Below are 16,540 nucleotides of genomic sequence, written 5' to 3'. Positions count from 1 at the left end.
CTCTTTCCATGCGAGCGATACCTATGAGCGCTTCACCATGCCCGGAATCTGTTTCCGAGAACTTCATCTCGTCCGACCCCCGGTGGTACAAGAGAGCCGTCTTCTACGAAGTGCTGGTCCGCGGTTTCCGTGACTCCAACGGTGACGGCACCGGCGACCTGCGGGGCTTGATCGAGAAGCTCGACTACCTTCAGTGGCTCGGCGTCGACTGCCTGTGGCTGTTGCCGCTCTACGAGTCGCCGCTGCGCGACGGCGGCTATGACATCGCCGACTACATGAAGATCCTCCGGGAGTTCGGCGACCTGGCCGACTTCGTTGAGCTGATCGAAGAGGCGCACAAGCGGGGCATCCGGATCATCACGGACCTGGTGATGAACCACACCAGTGACAGGCACCCGTGGTTCCAGGCCTCCCGGCACGACCCGGCCGGGCCCTACGGCGACTTCTACGTGTGGTCGGACGACCCGACGCGCTACGCCGACGCGCCGATCATCTTCGTCGGGGCCGAGGAGTCGAACTGGACCTACGACCCGGTGCGCGGCCAGTACTACTGGCACCGGTTCTTCCACCACCAGCCCGACCTGAACTACGAGAACCCCGCCGTTCAGGACGCCATGGTCGAGGTGCTGAACTTCTGGCTGGACCTGGGCATCGACGGCTTCCGCCTGGACGCGGTGCCGTACCTGTTCGAGCGCGAGGGCACCGCCTGCTCCGGGCTGCCCGAGACGCACGCCTACCTCAAGCGGATCAGGGCCGAGATCGACCGCCTGTACCCCGACCGGGTGCTGCTGGCGGAGGCCAACGGCTGGCCCGAGGACGTCGTGGAGTACTTCGGCGACCCGACCGTGGGCGGGGACGAGTGCCACATGGCGTTCCACTTCCCGCTCATGCCGCGCATCTTCATGGCCGTGCGCCGGGAGTCGCGGGAGCCGATCTCCGAGATCATGTCCCGCTCCCCGAAGCTCCCTGAGAACGCCCAGTGGGGCATCTTCCTGCGTAACCACGACGAGCTGACGCTCGAGACGGTCACCGAGGAAGAGCGCGACTACATGCACGCGGAGTACGCCAAGGACCCGCGCATGCGGGCCTACCTCGGCATCCGCCGCCGGCTGGCCCCCCTGCTGGAGAACGACCGCGACCAGATCGAGCTGTTCACCGCGCTGCTGCTGTCCATGCCCGGCTCCCCGATCATGTACTACGGCGACGAGATCGGCATGGGCGACAACATCTGGCTGGAGGACCGCGACTCGGTCCGCACGCCGATGCAGTGGAGCCCGGACCGCAACGCCGGCTTCTCCGGCGGCGACCCCGGACGCCTCTACCTGCCGACCATCATGGACCCGATCTACGGCTACCAGGCCGTCAACGTCGAGGCCCAGATGAAGAGCGGCTCGTCGCTGCTGCACTTCACCAGGAACATGCTGGCCATCCGCCGCCGCCACGCGGTGTTCGGCACCGGCGCCTACACCGAGCTGTGGTCGCCGAACTTCAGCGTGCTGGCGTTCGTCAGGGAGGAGGGCGACGACCGGATGCTGTGCGTCAACAACCTCTCCAAGCACCCCCAGCCGGTCGAGCTCGACCTGCGGCGGTTCGCGGGCATGACCCCGGTGGAGTGCCGGGGCGGAGTGAACTTCCCGGTCATCGGCGAGCTGCCCTACCTGCTCACCCTGCCCGGTCACGGCTTCTACTGGTTCTCCCTCACCGAGCGGTGAGCCCCGGATCCCCGGTGGCCACCCGCCACCGGGGATCGCTCAACCCCGGCGCCGGGTCACCGGCCACCGGGGATCCATCGCTATCAGCGCGGAGGCACCGGCCACCGGGGATCCATGGCTTCTAGCGCGAGGTCACCGGCACCCTCGCCCGCGCGGCCTTGCGGGCGGGGATCAGCGCGACCAGCAGGGCCGCGCCGATGGCCGTGAGGACCGCGACGAGCAGTGTCGCCGGCGCGGGCGAGCGGCCGATGCCGGCCCCGATGCCGCTGGCGGCCCCCTGCAGGTCGATCAGGCCGGCCGAGACCAGGGCTCCCGTCGCCGCGCCCGCGCCGACGCCGAGCACCACCAGCAGCCCGGTGCCGGTCACCAGCGTGGCCATGACCTGGCGCGGGGTGAGCCCCATGGCCTTCAGCACGGCGAGGTCCAGCGCGTGGTCGCGCAGCCCGACCGCGCTCGCGGTCAGCAGGTTGGCCAGGCCCAGCAGGGCCAGCACCGCCACCAGCGCGACGATGATCACGCGGATCACCGAGAGGCGGTCGGCGGGGTTCACCGCCTGGGAGACCTCCAGGCCCTGCGCCTGCAGCCGTGAGCGTACGGCCGCTGGGTCGCCGCCCTTGCGCAGCGCCAGGCTGTAGTACTGCGGCGGCAGCGCGTCCTTCGGCGCGAGGGTGTCCAGCGGGACCGAGAGCACCTCGCCGTCCTGCTCGGGCTCCAGCACCCGCCCGACGATCCTGACGATCAGCGGGGTGCCGCCGATCGTCAGCCGCGTGCGGTCGCCGATGCGGACGTGCAGCAGGTCCAGCAGGCCCTGCCCGGCGACGGCCTCGCCGCGGTCGCGGAACAGGCGTCCCTCGACGACCGAGAACGGGTAGGGGTCGGTGACGGTGCCGAGCGCCCGGGTGCGTACGGTGCGCGTCTGGCCGGGGACCAGCGCGTCGACCTCCGTGCCGGGAAAGGCCGCCACCACGTCGGGGTCGGCGAGCGCGAGCCGGTTGGCGTCCCCCGCGGTGAGACTGCCCGGCCGGACGGTCAGGGCGGCGGCCTGGCCGACCTGCTCGGGGTTGCTCTTGAAGGCGTCCAGCGTCGCCCAGCAGCCGAGGCCGATGGTGATCATCATCATCGGGATCGCGACCCCGAACGTCGTCAGCAGCGCCGGCAGCCTGCGGGTGAAGGCGTCCCTGGCCCCGAGCACGAGCGCGGGCGGCAGCCGTACCAGCAGGGCCAGGCGGGCCATGCGCGACAGGTGGCCGCGCGGCGGGGCCACCGGCGCGGCGGGGATAGGTGGGGTGCGTCCGCCGCGCCAGGCGGGCAGCCAGACGGCCACGAGCACCACCAGGGCCGTCCCGAAGGCGATCGCCAGCAGCGGGGCGGAGGAGAGCGGGACCACGACGGTCTCCGCCAGCGCGTACGCGGTGATCAGCCGGCCGCACAACACCCCGGCCGCGATGCCCCCCAGCCCGAGGGCGCCGTGCTCGGCGACGAGCATGCGGACGACCTGGCGGCGGGTGAACCCCAGCGACTTCAGCGTGGCGATGTCACGCCGCTGAGTGAGCACCCGGCCGCCGGTCGCGTTGGCGATGGCCAGCGCCGCCGCCACCAGCCCCGCCACGCCGAACAGCGCGAGCAGGACTCCCAGCAGCCGGTTGTCCAGCTCCATCGACGCCTGTACCTCACGCCAGGTGGACACCCGCTGCACCTGGCCCGCCAACTCGGTGATCGTGCGCTGGACCACCAGGGAAGTGTCGTCGGGATCGGCCAGCCGCAGCCCGGTAACCGACTCGCTGCGGCCGAGCGCCGGCTCGACCTGGTCCAGCGTGCCGGCGAGCGTCCAGGCGAGGCCGGGGGTCCACTCCGGATAGAAGCCCTGGTCGCCGCTCTCCGCGAGCCCGATCACCCTGAGCGCGTGCGTGGCGCCGTTCAGGCCGATGACCGAGAACGACCCGCCGGGACGCAGGCCGACCGCGCGGGCGAACGAGCGCTCCACCACCACCCCGCCCAGGTCCTCCGGATCCAGCCAGCGGCCCTCGCGCACCACGGGACGCCCGACCGCCGGGAGCACGGCCGCCATCTCCCACAGGGCCACCGGCGTCTTCTTGCCGCCCTGGACCAGCGTCGCGGGGGCGCTACGGTACGGGCCCGCCACGTCGGTGACACCGTCCAGCGCCTTCAGCGTCGCCGGGTCGGGGGCGTCCTTGGTGTGCAGCCAGACATGGGCGCCGTTCCCGCGGGTGAACAGGCCCCGCCACGGGTTCGTGCCGTCCTCCAGCAGGGTGGCCGCCGTGATCAGCGCGGTGACGATGCCGGCCACCGCGAGGACGGTCAGCAGCGCCTGGACCCGCCTGGCCCGCAGATCGGCCCGCACCCACCGCCACTCAGCTGTGTTCACGGCGCTCGCTCCGCTCACGCAGCGCGAGGCCGCCCTTAAGCCGGCGCTCTTCGGTCGTCAGGCGGAAGCACTCGTTCCTCGCACTTCCGCCTTCCTCCCTCAGAACACCGGCGCGGCCTCGCGGGGTCATCCGCGGAGTTCCACGACGTCGCCGGCGCCGCCTTTGGGGCGGCGGCGGGTGGGGGCGATGGCCCCGTCGTCGATGATCTGGCCGTCGAGGAGGGTGACGACGCGGTCGGCCAGCCCGGCCACGCGGGCGTCGTGGGTCACCATGACGATCGTCTGGCCCTGCCGGTGCACCTCGCCGAGCAGTCGCAGGACGTCCCGGGTGTTGCGGCTGTCGAGGTTGCCGGTGGGCTCGTCGGCCAGCAGCACCTGCGGCTGGTTGGCGAGCGCCCTGGCCAGGGCGACGCGCTGCTGCTCGCCGCCGGAGAGCTGGGCGGGGGCGGCGTCGGCCTTGTCGGTGAGGTTCAGCTCGCACAGGAGGTACTCCCTGCGCTCGCGGGCGTGCTTGGGGGACGCGCCGCCCAGCAGCGCCGGCAGCTCCACGTTGTCGGCGACGGTCATGTTGTCGACCAGGTTGAAGAACTGGAACACGAAGCCGATCTTCTGGCGGCGCAGGATCGCCCACGCGCTCTCGTTGAGGGTGTCGGCCCGCTTGCCCTCCACCCAGATCTCGCCGCTGGTGCGGGTGTCCAGGCCGCCGAGCATGTGGATGAGCGTGGACTTGCCCGAACCCGACGGGCCCATGATCGCCACGAACTCGCCGCGCTCCACCCGCAGGTCGATGCCGCGCACCGCCGGCACCGGCAGGCCACCGGTCTGGTAGATCTTCACCAGATTGACCGTGTGCATCGCTGGAGTGTTCATCGGCGCTCGCCCCGCTCGCGTGGGGCGAGGCCGCCGGTGAGGACGGCGCGGGGTCGGGTCGCGGTGGTCACTGGTCGCTCACCACTTTTCTGTTGGTTCACTCCATCAGAGCAGATCCTCCTGGCAGCGTTCCAGCCAGTCGAGATCCGCCTGGAGATGGAGCATGGCACCTTCGATCAGCAGGTGCGCTGGGCGGTTGTCCTGATCGGTCTGCTGGGCGAGTTCTACCAGATCGCGCATGATGGCGAGGTAATGTCGGCGCTGCCGGTTGATCAACGTCATGCGGTCGGCGATGCCGGTCATGGGCGCCAGCACGAGCTTCATGAAGAATTCGTCCCGTACTCTGGGCCCTTCCGTGGCGGAATCCACCCACTCGTCCAGCGCTTCGCGACCCTCAGCCGTGCAGTAGTAGACCTTCTTGTTCGGACGGTTGGACTGCTCGACGTCGACGCTGCGGACCAGGCCGTCCTTCTCGAGCCTCCCCAGCGTGACGTAGATCTGCCCGATGTTCGGAGAGGGGTAGGCGGTGCCGAATATCTGCTCGAGTGCCTGTTTCAGCTCATACCCGTGGGCAGGTTCCTTCGACAGGAGCGCCAGCAACTGGAGCCGCACGCCCCACCTCCCTCGGGCCTCACGTTACCGGAGTGTTACGGAGTGATCCGTTGACGTCCACATTATCGCTATGCATAACATGCATGCATCTACCTAACACGTATGTAACCCAATCAAAACCCGGAGGACACGTGCGGCGCCTGGCTCCCTTACTCATCGCAGCGCTGCTGGTCAGCGGCTGCGCTGGGCTGGGAGAGCGCGAGACGGTCCAGAGCGGGGCCACGGACGGCACAGGTCCGATGACCTTCGCGACCGGGCGAGACACCACCGGCTACATCCAGCCCCTGATCGACAAGTGGAACCGGACGCACCCCAAGGAGCAGGTCAGCCTCCTTGAGCTCCCGGAGGCCGCCGACGAGCAGCGGGCGCAGATGGTCGCCAACCTGCAGGCGCGCAGCGAGCAGTACGACGTGCTCGGCCTGGACGTGGTGTGGACGGCGGAGTTCGCGGACGCGGGCTGGATCGTCCCCCTGGACCGGAGCATGTTCCCGCTGGACAAGCTGCTGCCGCCGGTCGTGGACACCGCGCTGTACCAGGGCAAGCTCTACGCGGTGCCGTACACCAGCAACGCGGGGCTGCTCTACTACCGCAAGGACATCCTGGACGCCGAGCACCTCAAGCCGCCCAAGACCTGGGCCGAGTTACGCGACCAGGCCACCCGCCTCGGCAAGAAGTACAAGCTCGACGGGTACGCCGGCCAGTTCCTGCCCTACGAGGGACTGACCGTCAACTTCACCGAAGCCGTGCAGTCCGCGGGCGGCCAGATCCTCAGCCCGGACGGCACCAAGGTCACCCTCGACCTCGGCACCGCCACGACCGGGCTGGACTTCCTGGTCGGCGGGCTGCGCCAGGGCTGGATCCCGCAGGAGTCCCTCGCCTTCAAGGAGGAGGAGTCCCGCCTGGCGTTCCAGCAGGGCAAGCTGCTGTTCGCCCGCAACTGGCCGCACGCGTACGGCCCGGCCACGCGCTCGGCCATCGCCGGCAAGTTCGCGGTGACGCGGCTCCCCGGCCTCAACGGGCCCGGGTCCAGCACGCTCGGCGGCCTCAACCTGGCCATCAGCGCGTACTCCAAGCACCAGAAGTCGGCGCTCGAGTTCATCCGCTACTTCACCGGCCTGGCCAACGAGCGCAGCGTGCTCACCGACGGATCCTTCCCCCCGGTGTGGTCCGAGCTGTACGACGACCCGGCCCTCATCAAGCGCTATCCCTATCTCCCGGTGCTCAAGCAGAGCATCATGTCTGCCCGGCCCAGGCCGGTCAGCTCCAAATACGACCAGGTCAGCCTGGTGATCTCGAGTGCCGTCTCCGACGCGCTCAACCTCAGGAAACCCAGCGACGAGACCGTCGCCACCCTGAAGCAACAACTCAGCGAGATCATTCGCACCCCCTAGGCGAGGGCGATCCCCCCGCCGCCCCCTCATCCCAAAAAACTCAACATTCGATACAAGGCCTCAAACAGGAGGTAGCACCATGCGTGCCAAGACGACTGTGGTGGTGGCCGGGCTCATGCTCGCCGCCGCCGCGTGCGGCGGTCAGTCCAACGAGACCACGCCCTCGGCCAGCGGAAGCGCCAGCGCTCCCGCCGCCAAGTCCCTCGCGGGGACGACGATCGAGATCGCGGCCAAGTGGACCGGCGACGAGCAGAAGAGCTTCCAGAAGGTGCTCACCGCCTTCGAGGAGAAGACCGGCGCCAAGGTCACCTACGCCTCGACCGGTGAGGACACCGGCGCCTACCTCGGCCCGCGCATCCAGGGCGGCAACCCGCCGGACGTCGCGGTCCTGCCGCAGCCCGGCCTGGTGCAGCAGTACGCCGACCAGAAGGCCCTCAAGCCGCTGTCGACCGAGGTCCAGACCCAGATCGACACGAACTACACCCCGTACTGGAAGAGCCTCGGCTCCGCCGGCGGCCAGGTGTACGGCGTGCTGGTCAAGGCCGCGCACAAGTCGCTGATCTGGTACCGCGCCCCCGCGTTCGACGACGCCGGCACCCAGCCCGCGACCACGTGGGACGAGCTGATCGGCAAGACCGCCCAGACGCTGGCCGACTCCGGCACCGCCCCGTTCGCGCTCTGCGGCGCCTCCGGCTGGACGCTCACCGACCTGTTCGAGAACGTCTACCTCTCCACGGCGGGCCCGGACAACTACGACAAGCTCTCCAAGCACGAGATCCCGTGGACCGACGCCTCGGTGACCACCGCGCTGGAGAAGCTGGGCCAGATCTTCGGCAAGAAGGAGTTCATGCTCGGCGGCTCCTCCGGCGCCCTGCAGACCGACTTCCCGACCTGCGCCACCCAGGTCTACGGCCAGAAGAAGGCCGCCATGGTCATCGAGGCCGACTTCGTCGCCTCCTCGGCCGTCCAGTCCGGCGCCAAGGTCGGCGAGGACGCCAAGATCATGCCGTTCCCGAAGGCCGGTGACACCGCCCCGGTGGTGCTCGGCGGTGACGTCGCGGTGGCGATGAAGGACTCCAAGGGCGCCATGGCGCTGCTTGAGTACCTCGCCTCCGCCGAGGGCGGCTCGATCTGGGCGAAGAACCCCGGCTACCTCTCGCCGAACCGCAACGTCTCCCCCGACAACTACCCGGACCCGCTGACCAAGCAGCTCGCGCAGACGATCATCTCGGCCGGCGAGTCGGTGCGGTATGACATGTCCGACCTCGCGCCGAGCGCCTTCGGCGGCACCGACGGCAAGGGCGAGTGGAAGGCCCTCCAGGACTTCCTGCGCAACCCCAAGGACATCAAGGGCATTCAGGAGAAGCTCGAGTCCGACGCCGCCAAGGCCTGGAAGAAGTAGGGGCGTAGGCCGTGACCGATCGGTTGGACGGCCCGCAGACCTCGCGTGGCGACGATGACGACGTCGTCGCCCGCGGGGGCTCCCCCGGACCAGACGCGACCCACGAGACAAGCGAGACCACGGAAACGGCCGCCCGCAAGGCCGCCGCCTTCGGCAGCTCGGGCAACCTCGGCCCCTCCCCCAAAGTAGCGATCTACTTCCTGCTCCCGGCGTTCATCCTGCTCGGCGCCTGGGTGGTCTACCCGATCGTCTACTCGATCATCCGCAGCCTGTACGACGCGAACGGCGGCACGTTCGTCGGCCTCGAGAACTACGGGGCGATCTTCAGTGACTCCGGCACGCTCACGACGATCAGGAACAACCTGATCTGGGTCGTCGTGGCCCCGAGCCTGGTCACCGTGCTCGGCCTCATCTTCGCGGTGCTGACCGAGCGGATCCGCTGGGCGACCGCCTTCAAGCTGGTCGTGTTCATGCCCATGGCGGTGTCGCTGCTGGCCTCCGGAGTCATCTTCCGGCTGGTCTACGAGCAGGACCCCGACAAGGGCCTCGCCAACGCCGTCATCACCTCGGTGCACGACGTGTTCGCCGCGAGCAGCGGCTACCCCGGCGCGCGTCCTCGTGAGAACGACCAGGCGCCGGCGCTCGTGGACAAGGGCGCGGTCGTCACCCGCCAGCCCGTCCAGGCGGGGCAGCAGGTGCTCATCCCGCTGGTCGGGATGAAGCCCGAGGCTCTGCCCTCGGACGCCGCCGCCGCCAGGTCCGCCCCCGCCACGCCCGGAGGGCTCTCCGGCACGGTGTGGCTGGACTTCACCCCAGGCGGCGGGACGGTCAACCAGATGGACGGCAACGAGAAGGGCCTGCCCGAGATCACCGTCGAGGCGGTCTCCGGCGGCGCGGTCAAGGCCACCACCACGACGGCCGCCGACGGCACCTTCCACTTCGCCGGGCTCCCCGCCGGCACCTACCAGGTGCGGCTGCCGCAGTCGAACTTCACCCAGCCGTTCGGCGGGGTGACCTGGCTCGGCCCCGCGCTGATCACCCCGGCCATCATCGGCGCCTTCATCTGGGTGTGGGCCGGATTCGCCATGGTGCTGATCGCGGCGGGCCTGTCGGCCATCCCGCGTGACGCGCTGGAGGCGGCCCGCATCGACGGCGCGACGGAGTGGCAGGTGTTCCGCCGCATCACCATCCCGCTGCTCTCCCCCGTGCTGCTCGTCGTCCTGGTCACGATGATCATCAATACCTTGAAGGTCTTCGACCTGGTCTTCGTCATCGCACCCGGGTCCGTGCAGCCCAACGCCAACGTGATCGCGCTGGAGATGTGGCGCGTCTCGTTCGGCGGCGGCGGGAACCAGGGGCTCGGCAGCGCACTGGCGATCTTCCTGCTCGTGCTGGTCCTGCCGTTCATGGCAATCAACATTCGGCGGTTCCGGAGGGAGCAGGCATGACGACTCTCACCGCGTCCCAGCCGGGCACGACGGGCAGCGCGGGCGGCGTCCAGCGGGGGATCGCCTCGCGGGTGCTCGACAAGGTCGGCGGCGGACTCGTCCAGGTCATCCTGATCGTGCTCGCCCTGTTCTGGCTGCTGCCCACCCTCGGCCTGCTGGTGGTGTCGCTGCGCGGCGACACCGACAACAACTCCAGCGGCTGGTGGACGTTCTTCACCAAGCCCGCTCAGCTCACGTTCGACAACTACAGCAACCTGCTGGCGAGCGGGTTCACCTCCTCCTTCTGGAACACCGTGGCCATCACGGTGCCGGCGACCATCCTGGTCATCGGCATCGCCGCCATGGCGGGGTACGCGTTCGCCTGGATCGAGTTCCCCGGGCGTGACGGGCTGTTCCTGGTGGTCATCGCCCTGCTGGTGGTGCCGATCCAGATCGCCCTGATCCCGATCGCCAAGATGTACGGGTTCCTCGGGATCTTCGGATCCATCCCCGGCGTGGTGCTGTTCCACGTCGCCTTCGGGCTGCCGTTCGCCATCTTCCTGCTGCGCAACTTCTTCGTCGGCATCCCCAAGGAGCTGCTCGAGGCCGCGCGCATGGACGGGGCGGCCGAGTGGAAGATCTTCGCGACGGTGGTGTTCCCGCTGGCCAAGCCCGCGGTCGCCTCGCTCGGCATCTTCCAGTTCCTGTGGGTGTGGAACGACCTGCTCGTCGCGCTGGTCTACGCCGACACCGATGCCCAGCCGATGACCAAGGCACTGCAGTCGCAGATGCGGCAGTTCGGCACCAACGTCGACATCCTCGCGCCGGGAGCCTTCCTGTCGCTGATCATCCCGTTGGTGCTCTTCTTCTCCTTCCAGCGTTACTTCGTCCAGGGTCTGCTCGCGGGCTCGGTGAAGTAGCCGCCTCTCCCGGGTGCCCGTCTCGCGGGGGCAGACGGGCACCCGGGAACGCGGCTCCGCGGCTAAAATCCGGTCATGACCGGTCGTCCATTACACGAAGTCGTCGAGTCGGGGTGGGCCTCCGCCCTGACCCCCGTCGCCGAGCGCGTCGCCGCGCTCGGCGACTTCCTGCGTACGGAGATCGCCGAAGGCCGCCAGTACCTCCCGGCGGGCGCGAACGTGCTCAGGGCCTTCCAGCAGCCGTTCGACCAGGTACGGGTGCTGATCGTGGGCCAGGATCCCTATCCGACGCCGGGCCACCCCGTCGGCCTGAGCTTCTCGGTGGCCCCGGACGTACGCCCGCTTCCGGGCAGCCTGGTCAACATCTTCAAGGAGTACAACGCCGATCTCGGCTACCCGCCGCCGTCGAACGGCGACCTCACCCCGTGGACCGAGCAGGGCGTGCTGCTGCTCAACAGGGTGCTCACCGTCGCCCCCGGCAAGCCGGCCTCGCATCGCGGCAAGGGGTGGGAGCAGGTGACCGAACAGGCCATCCACGCGCTCGTCGCCCGCGGCACGCCGCTGGTCGCCATCCTGTGGGGCCGCGACGCCCGCTCGCTCAAGCCGATGCTCGGGCCGGTGCCGTGCGTGGAGTCCGCGCACCCGAGCCCTCTGTCGGCCCGCAACGGCTTCTTCGGCAGCCGCCCCTTCAGCCGCGCCAACCAGCTCCTCGAGGAGCAGGGCGCCGCGCCGGTCGAGTGGAAACTCCCCTGATCTGTCCCTGTTCCCGCCGCTGACCTCCGCCGGCCTTCGATGCCGGCGGAGACACCGCGGGCGTCCGCGTGCTCGCGCGGGCCTTGCGGTGCGGGACGTCAGGCGGGGCCGCTCGCGCGAGTGAGGGTCGCGGTGACCAGGTCACGTGCCTCGTCCTGCACCTGGGCGAGGTGATCCGGCCCCTTGAAGGACTCCGCGTAGATCTTGTACACGTCCTCCGTCCCGGACGGGCGGGCGGCGAACCAGGCGACGTCGGTGGAGACCTTGATCCCGCCGAGGGGGGCGCCGTTGCCGGGCGCCGCTGTCTGGACGGCGGTCACCGGGTCCCCGGCCAGGGTGTCGGCGGTGACGTCGCCGGCCGAGAGGCGGGCGAGCGCGGCCTTCTGCTCCCGGGTGGCCGGCGCGTCGACCCGGGCGTACGCGGGGTCGCCGAACCTGCCGGCCAGGTCCGCGTAGTGCTCGCTCGGAGACCTGCCCGTCACCGCGACGATCTCCGAGGCCAGCAGGGCGAGGATGATGCCGTCCTTGTCGGTGGTCCAGATCGAGCCGTCGCGCCGCAGGAAGGACGCGCCCGCGCTCTCCTCGCCGCCGAACCCGAGCGACCCGTCGAGCAGACCGCCGACGAACCACTTGAAGCCGACGGGCACCTCGTACAGTTCGCGGCCGAGGTCGGCCACGACCCGGTCAATCATGCTGCTGCTGACCATGGTCTTGCCGGCCCGGGCCCCGGCCGGCCATCCCGGACGGTGGGCCCAGAGGTAGGAGATCGCGACCGCCAGGTAGTGGTTGGGGTTCATCAGCCCGCCGTCGGGGGTCACGATGCCGTGCCGGTCGGCGTCCGCGTCGTTGCCGGTCGACACCTGGAAGGCCGACCGGTTCGCGATCAGGGAGGCCATCGCGTACGGAGACGAGCAGTCCATGCGGATCTTGCCGTCCCAGTCGAGCGTCATGAACCGCCAAGTGGGGTCGACCTCGGGATTCACCACGGTCAGGTCGAGCCCGTGCCGCTCAGCGATCTCCCCCCAGTACTCGACGCTCGCGCCGCCCAGCGGATCGGCTCCGATGCGCACCGAGGCGCCGCGGATCGCCGCCACGTCGATCACCGAGGGCAGGTCGTCCACGTACGCGCCGAGGAAGTCGTACCGTCCCGTCGTCTCGGCCGTCACGGCCTGCTCGTACGGGATGCGCCGGACCTCTTTCAGCCCTCCGGCGATCAGGGAGTTCGCGCGGTCCTGGATCCACGAGGTGGCGTCGGTGTCGGCGGGGCCGCCGTTCGGCGGGTTGTACTTGTACCCGCCGTCGCTCGGCGGGTTGTGCGACGGGGTGACCACGACGCCGTCGGCGAGGCCGGTGGCGCGCCCCCGGTTGTGGGTGAGGATCGCGTGGGACACCGCCGGTGTCGGCGTGTAGCCGTCGCGGCTGTCGATGAGGACGGTGACCCCGTTGGCGGCGAAGACCTCGAGCGCCGTGACGCGCGCCGGCTCGGAGAGCGCGTGGGTGTCGACGCCGAGGAACAGCGGCCCGTCGGTGCCCTGCCGTGCCCGGTACTCGCAGATCGCCTGGCTGGTGGCCAGGATGTGGTCCTCGTTGAACGCCGTGGCGAGCGACGACCCGCGATGGCCGGAGGTGCCGAAGGAGACCCGCTGCCCGGGGCGGCCGGGGTCAGGGTGCAGGGCGTAGTACGCCGTCACGAGACGGGGTACGTCGACCAGATCGGACGCCTGCGCCGGCTGCCCAGCGCGCTCGTGCACCATGAGAACTCCTCATCCCACGCTCATACCGGTCAGATGGGCACTACCCCGGCGAGATCTGGTTCATACGGATATCACATCTCATGAGCGGCACCTCCGCGATGGTACGTTCACGGGGCGGTCGAACGCGTACGAGGAGCCGGATCTGATGGACACCCCCATGCCCATGTCTTCGCCCGTCCATCGCCGGGGCTTCTCGCTGATCGCCACAGCGGTGCTGGCGGCGTCGCTGAGCGCCTGCGGTGGCTCGGCGCCCCCCGCCGAGGAGACCACGCGGAACCCCGCCGTAGGCATGGCCAAGATCGGACTGATCGTGCCGTTGTCCGGCGTCTACTCCTCGCTCGGCATCGACATGCAGAACGGCTTCGACCTCTATCTCGACCAGCATGCGGGCAGGCTCGGCGGCAAGGATGTCGAGTTGAAGGTCGTCGACGAGGGCGAAGGACCGCAGACCGGAGTTCCGGCCGCCACCAAGCTCATCAAGGAGGACAAGGTCGCCGCGGTCGTGGGCATCGTGAACTCCGCGACCGCCATGGGCGTGCGCGACACCTTCATCGACTCCAAGACCCCGCTCATCATCGCCAACGCGGGAGCCGACGGCGTCACGGGAACCAACGGCTCCCCCTACATCTGGCGGACCTCGTTCACCAACGGCACCGTCGGAGCGTCGCTGGGAGCCGAGGTGTCCAAGCAGGTCGGCGACGGCTCGGTCTACCTCATCAGCGCCGACTACTCGGCGGGCAAGGAAATGATCGGCGGCTTCAAGAAGGCGTTCGAGGCGGCCGGCGGCAAGGTCGCCGGAGAGTCCTACACCCCCTTCGGCACCACCAAGGACTTCCAGCCGTACCTCGACACGATCAAGGCCTCCGGAGCCAAGGCCGTCTTCTGCTTCTACGCCGGAGCCGAAGCCGTCAGTTTCGTCAAGCAATACGCGCAGTTCGGCCTGGCCGGCGACCTCCCGCTGTTCGGCACCGGATTCGTGACCGAAGGCGGCGCGCTGGACGCGGAGGGCATCTCCGCTGAGGGAACCCAGACCTCGCTGCACTACACCGACCTCATCGACACTCCCAAGAACAAGAAGTTCGTCGCGGACTACCAGGCGGCCTTCAACGCCAGGCCCACCGTCTACGCGGTGCAGGCCTACGACGCGGCCGCCGTGCTCGACGCCGCACTCGCCAGGCCCGGCACCGCCGACGGCCGGGGGATCGCGCGGGCGCTGGGCGAGATCGGCCCGATCGACAGCCCCCGCGGATCATGGGGCTTCGGCCGCAAGCACGATCCCGTCCAGCCCTACTATCTCCGCAAGGTCGAAAAGCGCGGTGGCAGGTTCGTCAACACCCTCGTCCGCGAGCTGACGAGGGCCAAAGCACCGGACCTTTGACGCGCTCCTCGGCCTGAAGGCCGGGGATTCAGCCCGTACCGCGTGCTCACGCGGCACCTCTGTGGCTTCCTGCGTAGCCGGCCCTGTTCTCGGGCGGCTCGTCGAACACCGGCCGCAGGCCGCGGTAGGCGCTCAGGAGCCGTCGGCGATCTTCACGGCCATGTCCCGAGCCTCGCCGACGGCGGCCGGGATGTCGATCACGGGATAGATCACGTGGCGGATCATCCGCGCCGGGTCCACCACGAGGATCAGGCGCTTGAGCCTGACTCCCTGGCCCGCCCGGAACGTGGGCAGCCGCAGCGCCGCGGCGAAACGCAGGTCCATGTCCGAGAGCAGCGGGAAGGTGATGCCCTCGGCCGCGGCGAACGCCGCCTGCTCGTCGGGCCGCTGGGTGCTCACACCGTGGATGGCGCGGCGTTCATGTTCACCACCCACGGCATCCTCTGGGTCGCCAAGGCGCTCATCCAGGAACAGCGTGAGGGAACGCTCGGCGCGCTGCTCGTGGCACCCGCCGGCCGGCTCCCCTACCTGCTGGGCTTCGCGGCGTTCGCGTTCACCGCCATCGCCCTGGAGGTGGCGGTGCTCCTCGTCTGCGCCTACGCGCTCGGCGTGCGCCTGTCGGCCAGCGGCGTGGCAGACGCCCTGATCGCGCTCGCCACCCTCGGCGTCGCCGCGAATCCGTCCCCACCACGGCCGCCATGGACCTCATCAGAGGGGTCTTCACCACGGGCACGGGCCTCGCACCGGTCCGGCTGGCCGTCGCTCTCGCCCCCGGCCTGGCCTACACCGTCGCTGGACTGCTGTGGCTGCCGCACGCCGAGCGGCGTGCCATGGAGAGGAGTTACTGATGATCAGCACCGAGGACCTGCGCAAGGACTTCCGCGCCGGCCGCACCACCAAGACGGCGGTGGACGGCCTCACCCTCTCGATCCCGCCGGGACGGGTCACCGGCCTGCTCGGGCTGAACGGCGCCGGCAAGACCACCACCATCAAGATCCTCGCCACGCTGCTCCGCTCCTCGACGGGCTGACGCTCGCAGAACTGGCACCCGACCTCCTGGGGCTCGCCGCGCTGTCGGCGCTCCTCGTCCTCGCCGCCGTCGTGGCACTGCGCCTCGGGGAGGCCAACGCCCAGCGCACCGGGCAGCTCAAACTATTCTGATCGCGTCGTCCTGATCCTGTCGTCCTGATCGCGTCGTCCTGATCGTCGCGGACCTCGACGCATCGCCCCGCGTCCCCGGAGTGACCATGTACATTCCCCAGCACTTCGCCGCCCCCGGCCCGGCCGCCGTCGCCGAGTTGCTGGACCGCTCCGGAGCCTCGGACCTGGTCACCATGACCCCGCGCGGCATGGTGGCCACCCTGGTGCCGTTCGTGTTCGACCCCTCCGCCGGAGAGCACGGCGCCCTGCTCGGGCACCTCGCCCGCAACAACGAGCAGTGGCGGCACGCTTCGGACGACGCCGAAGCACTGGTGATCGTCAGGGGGCCGGACGCCTACGTGACGCCGTCGTGGTACGCGACCAAACGCGAGCACGGGCGCGTCGTCCCCACCTGGAACTACGTCACGGCGCACGTCTACGGCAGGCTGGTGGCGCACGACGACCCGGCCTGGACCGAGTCCCTGGTCAGGCGCCTCACCGAGAAGCACGAGTCGGCCCGCCCGGCCCCGTGGACGGTGGACGACGCGCCCGAGGCCCATATTCGAGGGCAGCTACGGGCCATCGTCGGGATCGAAGTGGTCATCACCCGCGTAGAGGCGAAGTGGAAGCTCAGCCAGAACCGCAGCCCCGAAGACATCGAAGGCGTCGTCACCGGACTGCTCACAGGCACCGAAACCGACCGCACAACCGCCGAGGCGATGCGCGGCACCTCCCGGAGGAGATGACGTGGACCCCGTCGATCACGAATAGGGCCGCGGACCATGACGGTGAGCC

Annotated in this window: 15 protein-coding genes; 10 read left to right on the top strand and 5 right to left on the bottom strand. The window is 69.7% G+C overall.

All coding sequences use genetic code 11. From position 1 onward, the window contains the following. The first annotated feature begins 23 nt into the window (after window positions 1-23). The gene (gene treS, locus MYF83_RS31090) at window positions 24-1,712 is read left to right on the top strand and encodes a maltose alpha-D-glucosyltransferase (protein ID WP_248964311.1); all 1,689 of its coding nucleotides are present in this window, start codon (window positions 24-26) and stop codon (window positions 1,710-1,712) included. Between the two features lie 121 nt (window positions 1,713-1,833). Here the strand turns inward: treS and MYF83_RS31085 are convergent, their stop codons facing one another. The 3 genes from MYF83_RS31085 to MYF83_RS31075 form a co-directional block, all read right to left on the bottom strand. Further along, window positions 1,834-4,098 (bottom strand): FtsX-like permease family protein, encoded by a 2,265-nt coding sequence (locus tag MYF83_RS31085; RefSeq protein WP_248964310.1) that lies wholly within the window; start codon window positions 4,096-4,098, stop codon window positions 1,834-1,836. A 126-nt stretch (window positions 4,099-4,224) separates the two neighbouring features. Then, window positions 4,225-4,968, bottom strand: a complete 744-nt coding sequence (locus MYF83_RS31080; RefSeq protein ID WP_248964309.1) for an ABC transporter ATP-binding protein — start codon at window positions 4,966-4,968, stop codon at window positions 4,225-4,227. Between the two features lie 105 nt (window positions 4,969-5,073). After that, window positions 5,074-5,580 carry a PadR family transcriptional regulator gene (locus MYF83_RS31075; protein ID WP_248964308.1) on the bottom strand — a complete coding sequence of 169 codons (507 nt, stop codon included), beginning with the start codon at window positions 5,578-5,580 and terminating at the stop codon, window positions 5,074-5,076. 131 nt (window positions 5,581-5,711) lie between these two features. Here MYF83_RS31075 and MYF83_RS31070 point away from each other — a divergent pair, with 131 nt between their 5' ends. The 5 genes from MYF83_RS31070 to MYF83_RS31050 all read left to right on the top strand — a co-directional run bounded on the left by MYF83_RS31070 (window position 5,712) and on the right by MYF83_RS31050 (window position 11,473). Continuing rightward, window positions 5,712-6,971 carry an ABC transporter substrate-binding protein gene (locus tag MYF83_RS31070; RefSeq protein ID WP_248964307.1) on the top strand — a complete coding sequence of 420 codons (1,260 nt, stop codon included), beginning with the start codon at window positions 5,712-5,714 and terminating at the stop codon, window positions 6,969-6,971. Between the two features lie 79 nt (window positions 6,972-7,050). Beyond that, a complete protein-coding gene (locus tag MYF83_RS31065; protein ID WP_248964306.1) occupies window positions 7,051-8,373 on the top strand; it encodes an ABC transporter substrate-binding protein in 1,323 nt (440 codons plus the stop codon). Between the two features lie 11 nt (window positions 8,374-8,384). Continuing rightward, a complete protein-coding gene (locus MYF83_RS31060) occupies window positions 8,385-9,821 on the top strand; it encodes a carbohydrate ABC transporter permease (protein ID WP_248964305.1) in 1,437 nt (478 codons plus the stop codon). Then, on the top strand, window positions 9,818-10,720 hold the full coding sequence (locus tag MYF83_RS31055; protein WP_248964304.1) for a carbohydrate ABC transporter permease: 903 nt from the start codon (window positions 9,818-9,820) through the stop codon (window positions 10,718-10,720). Before MYF83_RS31060 ends, MYF83_RS31055 begins: the two co-directional genes overlap by 4 nt. Before the next feature lie 75 nt (window positions 10,721-10,795). Next, on the top strand, window positions 10,796-11,473 hold the full coding sequence (locus MYF83_RS31050) for a uracil-DNA glycosylase (protein WP_248964303.1): 678 nt from the start codon (window positions 10,796-10,798) through the stop codon (window positions 11,471-11,473). A gap of 98 nt (window positions 11,474-11,571) precedes the next feature. Here the strand turns inward: MYF83_RS31050 and pgm are convergent, their stop codons facing one another. Further along, window positions 11,572-13,227 carry a phosphoglucomutase (alpha-D-glucose-1,6-bisphosphate-dependent) gene (gene pgm / locus MYF83_RS31045; protein ID WP_248964302.1) on the bottom strand — a complete coding sequence of 552 codons (1,656 nt, stop codon included), beginning with the start codon at window positions 13,225-13,227 and terminating at the stop codon, window positions 11,572-11,574. Between the two features lie 145 nt (window positions 13,228-13,372). On the opposite strand from pgm, the gene MYF83_RS31040 reads away from it, so the two are divergent. After that, on the top strand, window positions 13,373-14,605 hold the full coding sequence (locus MYF83_RS31040) for an ABC transporter substrate-binding protein (RefSeq protein ID WP_248964301.1): 1,233 nt from the start codon (window positions 13,373-13,375) through the stop codon (window positions 14,603-14,605). Between the two features lie 132 nt (window positions 14,606-14,737). Here the strand turns inward: MYF83_RS31040 and MYF83_RS31035 are convergent, their stop codons facing one another. After that, window positions 14,738-15,040, bottom strand: a complete 303-nt coding sequence (locus tag MYF83_RS31035) for a redoxin domain-containing protein (protein WP_248964300.1) — start codon at window positions 15,038-15,040, stop codon at window positions 14,738-14,740. 263 nt (window positions 15,041-15,303) lie between these two features. On the opposite strand from MYF83_RS31035, the gene MYF83_RS31030 reads away from it, so the two are divergent. The 3 genes from MYF83_RS31030 to MYF83_RS31020 all read left to right on the top strand — a co-directional run bounded on the left by MYF83_RS31030 (window position 15,304) and on the right by MYF83_RS31020 (window position 16,491). After that, complete coding sequence (locus MYF83_RS31030; protein ID WP_248964299.1) at window positions 15,304-15,453, top strand: hypothetical protein; 150 nt, start codon at window positions 15,304-15,306, stop codon at window positions 15,451-15,453. After that, window positions 15,453-15,635, top strand: a complete 183-nt coding sequence (locus MYF83_RS31025; RefSeq protein WP_248964298.1) for an ATP-binding cassette domain-containing protein — start codon at window positions 15,453-15,455, stop codon at window positions 15,633-15,635. Before MYF83_RS31030 ends, MYF83_RS31025 begins: the two co-directional genes overlap by 1 nt. Window positions 15,636-15,852: 217 nt before the next feature. Continuing rightward, the gene (locus tag MYF83_RS31020) at window positions 15,853-16,491 is read left to right on the top strand and encodes an FMN-binding negative transcriptional regulator (protein WP_248964297.1); all 639 of its coding nucleotides are present in this window, start codon (window positions 15,853-15,855) and stop codon (window positions 16,489-16,491) included. Window positions 16,492-16,540 lie beyond the last annotated feature (49 nt).

The sequence above is a fragment of the Sphaerisporangium perillae genome, assembly GCF_023276435.1.
GTDB classification, from domain to species: Bacteria; Actinomycetota; Actinomycetes; order Streptosporangiales; family Streptosporangiaceae; genus Sphaerisporangium; species Sphaerisporangium perillae.
This window is presented reverse-complemented; position numbering and strand designations above follow the sequence as displayed.